This is a genomic window from Actinomycetospora lutea (assembly GCF_028737205.1).
Lineage (GTDB): Bacteria > Actinomycetota > Actinomycetes > Mycobacteriales > Pseudonocardiaceae > Actinomycetospora > Actinomycetospora lutea.
Genome location: NZ_JAQZAL010000066.1, coordinates 1 through 7,567 on the forward strand (window position 1 = coordinate 1; position 7,567 = coordinate 7,567).

Annotated in this window: 10 protein-coding genes; 7 read left to right on the plus strand and 3 right to left on the minus strand. The window is 72.3% G+C overall.

Going from position 1 to position 7,567, the window contains the following annotated elements:
- Positions 1 to 97 precede the first annotated feature (97 nt).
- The 5 genes from PHK61_RS31385 to PHK61_RS31405 all read left to right on the plus strand — a co-directional run bounded on the left by PHK61_RS31385 (position 98) and on the right by PHK61_RS31405 (position 3,594).
- The gene (locus PHK61_RS31385) at positions 98 to 394 is read left to right on the plus strand and encodes a hypothetical protein (protein WP_274284969.1); all 297 of its coding nucleotides are present in this window, start codon (positions 98 to 100) and stop codon (positions 392 to 394) included.
- Between the two features lie 17 nt (positions 395 to 411).
- Positions 412 to 660: a hypothetical protein gene (locus PHK61_RS31390; protein WP_274284970.1), complete on the plus strand. Its 249-nt coding sequence runs from the start codon at positions 412 to 414 to the stop codon at positions 658 to 660.
- A gap of 233 nt (positions 661 to 893) precedes the next feature.
- Positions 894 to 1,571, plus strand: coding sequence for a VIT1/CCC1 transporter family protein (locus PHK61_RS31395; RefSeq protein ID WP_274284976.1), 678 nt, complete (start codon positions 894 to 896; stop codon positions 1,569 to 1,571).
- A 436-nt stretch (positions 1,572 to 2,007) separates the two neighbouring features.
- A complete protein-coding gene (locus PHK61_RS31400; RefSeq protein ID WP_274284971.1) occupies positions 2,008 to 2,250 on the plus strand; it encodes a hypothetical protein in 243 nt (80 codons plus the stop codon).
- A 585-nt stretch (positions 2,251 to 2,835) separates the two neighbouring features.
- A complete protein-coding gene (locus tag PHK61_RS31405; RefSeq protein ID WP_274284972.1) occupies positions 2,836 to 3,594 on the plus strand; it encodes a serine hydrolase in 759 nt (252 codons plus the stop codon).
- Between the two features lie 224 nt (positions 3,595 to 3,818).
- On the opposite strand, the gene PHK61_RS31410 is transcribed toward PHK61_RS31405, so the two are convergent.
- Together PHK61_RS31410 and PHK61_RS31415 are read right to left on the minus strand one after the other, a co-directional pair.
- The gene (locus tag PHK61_RS31410; protein ID WP_274284973.1) at positions 3,819 to 4,211 is read right to left on the minus strand and encodes a VOC family protein; all 393 of its coding nucleotides are present in this window, start codon (positions 4,209 to 4,211) and stop codon (positions 3,819 to 3,821) included.
- Positions 4,208 to 5,056, minus strand: coding sequence for a hypothetical protein (locus PHK61_RS31415; RefSeq protein WP_274284974.1), 849 nt, complete (start codon positions 5,054 to 5,056; stop codon positions 4,208 to 4,210). The genes PHK61_RS31410 and PHK61_RS31415 overlap by 4 nt, the downstream gene beginning before the upstream one ends.
- Positions 5,057 to 5,150: 94 nt before the next feature.
- Between PHK61_RS31415 and PHK61_RS31420 the strand changes: the two genes are divergently transcribed.
- Positions 5,151 to 5,645 (plus strand): MarR family winged helix-turn-helix transcriptional regulator, encoded by a 495-nt coding sequence (locus tag PHK61_RS31420; RefSeq protein WP_274284975.1) that lies wholly within the window; start codon positions 5,151 to 5,153, stop codon positions 5,643 to 5,645.
- Positions 5,646 to 5,992: 347 nt separating this feature from the next.
- Here the strand turns inward: PHK61_RS31420 and PHK61_RS32225 are convergent, their stop codons facing one another.
- The gene (locus PHK61_RS32225) at positions 5,993 to 6,319 is read right to left on the minus strand and encodes a pentapeptide repeat-containing protein (protein WP_420791473.1); all 327 of its coding nucleotides are present in this window, start codon (positions 6,317 to 6,319) and stop codon (positions 5,993 to 5,995) included.
- A 50-nt stretch (positions 6,320 to 6,369) separates the two neighbouring features.
- On the opposite strand from PHK61_RS32225, the gene PHK61_RS31985 reads away from it, so the two are divergent.
- Entirely contained in the window at positions 6,370 to 7,368 is a 999-nt protein-coding gene (locus PHK61_RS31985; RefSeq protein ID WP_337994025.1) for a LytR C-terminal domain-containing protein, read from the plus strand.
- The last annotated feature ends 199 nt before the right edge of the window (positions 7,369 to 7,567 follow it).

The following is a 7,567-nucleotide window of genomic DNA, read 5'->3' on the forward strand; positions in this document are numbered from 1 at the left end:
CATACTGGCGCCGACGCCACCAAGCCCGCGCCCGCCACTGCCACCACGCAACCCGCACCAGCCACCTCAAAATCCGGCTGTAGTACTAGCGGTCCTGGTGATCGCCCTCGCCTATGGGAGGGCGGGGCTCCGTGATCTGGGATCGCGATTGCTCAGGTGGCGGGTGGGTGTTCGCTGGTATGCGGTCGCGCTGCTGACCGCCCCCGTTCTGTGGACGGCGATCCAGGGTGCGCTGTCGCTCACTTCGGACGCCTTCATCCCCGGCATCATCACCACCGACGACACGGCGAGCCTGCTGGCGGCCGGTCTCGTGGTGGGGCTGTGTGGTGTGTGCTGCACTTGTCGCTGTTCGCGGGAGCTGACTCGGGGGCTGTCCCGCGGGCGCTTTCCTTAGCCGCGACCTTTTTCTGGATGCTGGCATACCGGCTGCTCATGGTGTGGGTCTACGGCCATACGCAGAGCGTGCTGCTGGCCATCCTTATGCACCTCCCGATCAGCGTCATGGGGTTCGTCCTCGCCTCCCCGGCGATGATGGGCGTACCCGACCTGCTCTTCAGCCTCGCCTTCGGCGCGACGTTGTGGGTCCTCGTGGCCGCGGTCGCGGCGACCGACCGCAAGAGGCTCCCGCTTACCGACCCCATCAGGCCAGAGCGACCGTGAACTGAGGGCTCGGGCGGCGTTTGCGCAGTCGAGGAACGCGGCCCTGGCACTTCGCGGCGACCTGGGCCGGCTGGGAGACCACACGCCATCCCTGACGTCGACGCGGGACCTTCGGCGGCGCCGTGTGCGACGGATGACGGTCCCGGCTCCACGGGGGTTCCCGAGACCGTGAGGGAGTGAACGACGCCGGGGCTCGAAGTCGTGTGGTCAATGCGGGACACACCCACCCTGACGTGACGGGGGGCTGGCTACGTCCAGCGGTCTTCGGCGCGATGGACGGCCTGGTGTCGAACTTCGCTCTGGTCGCGGGCGTGGCGGGCGGAGTGGCGAGCGCCGGCGGCGGAACGAGCGCGATCGTGCTGGCGGGGATGGCCGGCCTCGCGGCCGGGGCGTTCTCGATGGCTGCGGGCGAATACACCTCGGTCGCCTCGCAGACCGAACTCGCTCGGGGTGAACTGACCGTCGAACGCCAGGCTCTGGCGCGAACACCGGAGCTCGAGCAAGAAGAGCTCGCGCAGCGGTACATCGAGCGAGGGGTCGAGGCCGGCGTCGCGCGGGAGGTGGCCCGTCAGCTGTCCCGAGACCCTGACCAAGCGCTCGCGGTACACGCCCGCGAAGAGCTCGGGGTCGATCCCGACGACCTGCCCTCGCCACTGCTCGCCGCTGTCGCCTCGTTCCTGGCGTTCACCCTGGGTGCGCTTCTCCCGGTGCTGCCCTACCTGCTCGGCGCGACCAGTCTGCTGCCCGCACTGTTGGTGTCGGGAGTCGGACTCTTCGGCGCCGGCGCCCTCGTCTCCCTCGTGACCGTGAGGTCGTGGTGGTGGACCGGATCGCGGCAGCTGCTGCTCGGCGGCGCCGCCGCCGCGCTGACCTACTCGGTCGGCATCCTCGTCGGGAACGGAGTGACCTGACGAGATCGATCGTCCCGAATCTGAAGTGGCGAGCCTCGCGTGGTGGCCGCGATCGCGCGGACGACGGCGCTGGAAGACACCGCATTCCGGATAGACATGCTGCTCGAGATGTCTTGCTCTTTCGCGACTCACCGGCGAAGTGGACCTGGACGTCGCTGCGGCGACGTCCGTCGACGGTGACGCCTCGACCCGAGCCTCGGCCTGTTCGCCCCCGGGCCCGCAGCCAAGGGGTACGGCGTACCCACCAGCACTGACAACCCCTACCTCGCGGTCAAGGGAGTCCGCGACCTCGGCGCCGGGCACGACACGAACACCCCTAGAGCGCGGGAGACGTGCCGACAAGACTCGTGCAACGGCAGCCCGCGGGTGGGCACCTTCTGTGAGGTGTCGCCGGTGACGGGCTGCCGTTCGCAGGGCCGTCCCTCGGCGTGGTGGCGTGACGTCGCGCCTGCACCACTTCACCGTGGTGTGCATGGCTCCCCCGTACGACGAGGTGTTCCCGTCCGTCCAGTTCCTCGGCGAGCTCGGTGCGCTCCTGGGACGTCACGGGTACACGCCCGCTGAGGTGCCGGTGGCGCACGCTGTCGGGCAGGCCATCCCCGAGCTCGTCGCGTTCCTCTCGGCGTATCGGGCCGCTTCGCCGCTCCACGGCCCCCGCAGCGGCGACCGGGTGACGTGACCTCCTCCACGTTCTGCGCGCACCGGGACCACCTCGCCCTCGTGGCCGACGCGCGCTCCGCTCGTCGGCCGTCGGCCATCGAACCCCGTGTCTGACCTCGGCCCGCGTGTGCCGTCAGCGGAGGACGCGCCCGCGGCACCCTCGCTTGACGGGGAGGGGAAGGCCCCGCTCATCGCCGGGAGTGATCTGGGCGGCGAGGCCGTCATCCCCGGCGGCGGGAATTGTCCGCGTCGCCAGCGAATGGTCGAGGTTCGCCTTGTGCCGCGGCCCGCGGCTCCGCTGCCGGACGATCCACAGACCGTCCCGCTGGTCCCGCCTCCGCGCTCGGAGCAGCCCACCGTTCCGCGGAACCAACGCCCCGGTGCGGCGCCGGCCGTGCCCGGCTGGCCGCGCCCACCACGAGGACCATCCGACCCGGTTCCCGGAGGGCCCCGGCGGCGGCCGGGCGACCGGGGCCGTGCGGCCCTCCTCGCGTTGGTGTTGGGCCTGCTCCTCGCCACGGTCACGCACGACGTCAATCACGCGCCGACGCCTGCTCCTTCACCGGTCAGCAGACCGGCTCGCACGCCGGACCCTCCGCCTGCCGTGCTCACCGACCCCGGCGCCGCCGCACGGGAGGCGACCGCGGCGATCGATCGTCTTGTCCAGGGGGCGTCGGCCGGCCACGTGTCGGTGGCCGCACTGGACGTGACGACGGGGCAGTCGTTCCGGTACGCCGCCGACACCCCGATCCGGACCGCGAGCGTGGTCAAGCTCGACGTCCTCGCGGTCCTGCTCCTGCAGAGCCAGGACGACGGCCGCGCGCCCTCCACCGCCCACCGGGAGCTGGCCGCGCGGATGATCCAGGAGAGCGACAACGACGCCGCCTCGCGCCTCTGGGAGGACCTGGGCGGCGCGCCGGCCCTCGACGCCGCCAACCGCCGTCTCGGCGTGCGGGCCACCCGCCTCGTCGGCCGCTGGGGCAGCAGCACGACCCCGGCATCCGACCAGCTGACGCTGCTCGCCGCCCTGCACGCTCCTGGACCTCTCGGCCCGGACTTGCGCTCCTTCGCCCTCGACCTGATGAGGAACGTCGTGGACGAGCAGCGGTGGGGCGTCAGCGCGGCCGCGGACCCGGGGACGATGCCCGCACTGAAGAACGGGTGGGCGCCCTCCGACTCCGGGGACGGGCGGTGGGCCGTCGGGTCCGTCGGCATCGTCACCACGACGGGGCGTCCCGTCCTCCTCGCCGTCCTCACCGAGGAGCAACCCAGCAAGGACGCCGGCATCCAGCTCGTCGAGGCCCTGGCCCGAATCGCCACGCGGCCCGTCACGATCCACCCCTCGACGACCGCCCCGCGCTGACACGGCGGAGCGCGGCACCGCCGACGGGCCATCCGCACGTAACAAGGAGCGCCCGTTGATCCACCAAGAGAAACCGGCGCACCGACCTCGGGCAGCGTGAAGACGCCGGTCAGTCTTCGATCGACCGCAGTTCACCTGCGGCGACTGCGACGCCCAGCTGCGGGAGAGCGACGTGGAGACGCGGCCGGGCCCCGGAGCTCGGTAGCGGCGAGAGCGGACCGACCTCACCAGCTCGCGCCGGGACGGTAGGTGCCGAAGCTCCATTCCTGCCCCCAGGGATCGAGGACGCGGGCACGGCGGGTGCCCCACTCGGTGTCCTCCGGATCGATGACACTCGTCGCGCCCGCGTCGACGGCCCGGGCGTGCACCGCATCGACGTCGTCGACCAGCAGATAGAGACCCCTCCCGGTCGACCGGCCGAGCAGCGGCGGGGTGACGTACTCGGCGTCGTCACTGGCGACCAACAGCACGACCCCGCCGAGACGGACCTCGGCATGGACCACGCGACCGTCGTCGCCGTCCTGTCGCCGCACGACCTCGAAGCCGACGGTCTCGAGCCATCGCAGCGCCGCCGGCGCGTCGCCGTAGCTCAGGTAGGCGAACAGCTCCGCGCTCACGACGCCGTCCCCGGGTCGACGGACGCGTGCGCGACCGACGGAGGCCGGCGCCCCGGCGACGGCGCAGCGGGTGTGGCCCGACGACCGGCGCGCAGGACGAGGAGCGCGGCGGCAACGGTGGTGGCGGTGCCGACGCCCGCGGCGGTGGCGAGCAGCGGCTCGCCCGCGGCACCGGCGCCGACGGTAGCGCCGACGAACGCCCAGGTCACGGCCGCGGCGGCGGAGAGCGCGAGGACGGGCGCCCGACGCCCGAACCGCAGCAGCGTCACCGCGGTCACGACGGCGGCCACGAGGACGGCCAGCTGCCCGGCGACGCCGGCCACCCCGCTGATCGGGGCACCGCTGGTGGCGAGCGCGGTGGTGAGGTTGAGCCAGATGGCCACGCTGCTCCATCCCGTGTAGAGCCCGAGCAGCGTCCACGTCAGCCAGCGCCCGGTTCGGGACCAGGCGCGGATGACGCCGTGTTGGGCGAGGGCAATCCGGCAGGCGACGAGGAGTCCGCCCAGCATGACGGCGAACACCGCGACGGTGGTCCATACCGGTTCGAGCTCGGCGGCGGCGATCCACGCGGAGAAGCCGGCGAACACCACGAGCAGCGGTGACACCAGCCGGGCGACCGTGTCCTCCCGAGGAGCCGCCCGGTCGGCCCACACCGCCCACCCCACACTGAGCAGCATGATCAACCCCCAGATCGAGAACGCCCACCCCGCGGGCACGATCGCCGGCTCACCGGGTCGGTCGCTGGTGGTGAAGGCGCCACCGAACAGGTTCGCCAGCACCGAGGCGATCACCTGCCCCACGGCGAGGACGACCATGGCCCCGCGCCGCATGCGTTCAGTTGCCATGACTCTCTCCCTCGCTGAGCTAGTATCTCATTGATAGAGATACTTGCCCGACGAGCTGTATGATCGCAAGAGGGCGATCGAGGAGGATGCGGCCGTGGCGCGGGACGACCAGCGGGAGCGCCGAGATCTGGGCGAGGACATCGTCGCGGCCGTACAGCGGATGGGGGTCGCGTCCCGGCGGGTCGGCGACGCGTTCGCCGCCCAGGCGGGGCTCCACACCACGGACCTGGAGGCGCTGCTCCACGTCATGCAGGCCCAGGCGCGCGGGGAACCACCCACCGCCGGCGCGCTGGCGGAATCGCTCGGGGTCAGCACCGGCGCCGCCACCGCCGTGATCGACCGCCTCGAGCGCGTGGGCCACGTCGAGCGCCACCGCGACGAGCGCGACCGGCGCAAGGTCATCGTGCGCTGCAGCGACGCCGCCCGTGCCGTCGCCGAGGAGTTCTTCGGCCCGCTCACCCAGCTCAGCGACCAGGTCCTCGACACCTTCACCACCCCCGAGCTCCACGCCGTCGCGCGGTTCCTCGGGGCCTACACGGACGCCATGAGTCGCCACGTGCACGGGGGACAGCCGACCCACGAGAGGTGACCGGTCCTCCGGGCTCTGCTATTTCAGCCCCTCCCCGGCACCAGGACGGCCCGGGTGTCGCTCGGGTCGGGCAGGCGGATGGTCGTTGTAGCCAGGCTTCGGAGAGGCGCTTTCGGCCCGCAAGCGGCCCGGGCCGGTATCGGTCCAATTGACCCGGACGGCGCCTGCGCCTCGCACCCACTGCTGGCTCCGCTTCTGCCCCAAGCCCGAACGACCTTGCTCGTGGTGCCGCCCCGGGATTCCGCGTTCAGACCGGCCCACGCTGCCCAACCAGCAGGCGACGGCTATGGCGACATCCGCGGGGCTGACGGCCGCGGGGCGACTCGGCGGGTCGTGACCGGCGCGCTTCACTCAGCCGGGGACGCCCAGGCCTCGGGCCGGGTGATGCTCCCGGGGAGTCGAGTCTTCGACTCGCCGTGAGCGGAGTTGACTTGCTCGTCCGTTAGGTCTGCGGCTTCGATCAACGTCTCCTCGTTGAGGTAGGCGCCGCTCAGGGTCGCCTCGAAGAGCACGGCGCCCGTCAGATTCGCCCCCCTGAGGCTGGCGCCAGTCAGATTCGCCTGGTCGGACGACCACCGAGAACGCCGGGGCATCGCGCCGCGCGCCGGGTCCGGCGCGGCGCCTCCATCAGGGTCCGCGTTGATGGTCTCCTGCCCCGCGACACGACACACCATCGGGTGATCGCGGCGCCGGTGGCCCGTGTCGTCGACGAAGGGAGCAGGAGATGGCAGCGCCCGAGTCAGATGACGTCTCGCGCAGGCGCATCGCAGGCGTCGTGCTGTTCGCGATCGCCGGTATCGCTGCCGTCGTGGGCCTGCTCGGGCTGGTCGGCGAGGGATCGTCAATCAAGAGTGCGGCACCGCCGGCCTTGCCCCCGGAGGCGACACCCGGCTCGACCTCCTCGACCGGCCCGGTTCCCACCTCGCCGCCGATGGCCGCCCAGCCCGGCGGCAGCCCGGTGGTGGGCATCCCGATCGTGCCCGGTGGCGGTGCTCCCGGCGGCGGTGCTCCCGGTGCCGGCGCTCCCGGTGGCGCTCCCGGCGGCGGCGCTCCCGGTGGCGCTCCCGGCGGCGGTGCTCCCGGTGCCGGCGCTCCCGGTGGCGCTCCCGGCGGCGGCGCTCCCGGTGGCGCTCCCGGCGGCGGTGCTCCCGGTGCCGGCGCTCCCGGTGGCGGCGCTCCCGGCGGCTTCCCGCCCGGTCCTGGTGCCGGTCCCGGAGCCGACAGCGCCGGCGGTGCACCCGGCGGTGCACCCGGCGGTGCACCCGGTGGTGCACTCGGCACGGTGCCGGGACCCGGGCTGGTGGTGGGCTCGCCGATCGAACCCGGCGCTGGGCCCGGTCAGAGCAGTCCAGGTGCGGGCACTGCGGGTGGTTCGTTGCTCGGCCCCGGTCCCGTTCCCCGTGCCGCCCTCACTGGTCCGCTCGGTGTCTCGGCTCTCTCGGTCCGTGTGTACAACAACTCGATGATCATCGGTCTCGCTCAGCGCGCAGCCAAGGAGCTGCGCCTGCAGGGCTGGAATGTGGTCGAAGTGGGCAACTACCCCTACGGCGTGATCCCCGAGAGCACCGTCTACTTCCGCCCGGGGACCGACGAAGAGGGCGCCGCCCACACGCTCGCTGCGCAGTGCGGGGTGCGCGCGTTACCGCGCTTCGAGGGCATCCGGAACGCCTCACCGGGTCTGATCGTGATCACCACCAACAACTGGGGAGCGAACGTCAATTAGGGCACCGATCGCCGCCGCTGACCCGATGCCACCGATGCTGTACGCCCCCGAGCTTCGTCGAGTTCGCCGGGACCGACACGCCGCGGTTGTTGGTGCAAGTCAAGAGCGGTGGCCAGATGGGCTCACCGCTGGTCACCAGCTGCGAGTGGCGTCCAGCAAGGTGGTGTACGAGCTGACCACGGCGTAGGGCGTGGCGACG

Coding starts and splice junctions, on each gene's coding strand:
- PHK61_RS31390 (WP_274284970.1), top strand. CDS start 412: ATGCTGGCATACCGGCTGCTCATGGTGTGGGTCTACGGCCATACGCAG.
- PHK61_RS31415 (WP_274284974.1), bottom strand. CDS start 5,056: ATGGCAACTGAACGCATGCGGCGCGGGGCCATGGTCGTCCTCGCCGTG.
- PHK61_RS32225 (WP_420791473.1), bottom strand. CDS start 6,319: ATGGTGTGTCGTGTCGCGGGGCAGGAGACCATCAACGCGGACCCTGAT.
- PHK61_RS31985 (WP_337994025.1), top strand. CDS start 6,370: ATGGCAGCGCCCGAGTCAGATGACGTCTCGCGCAGGCGCATCGCAGGC.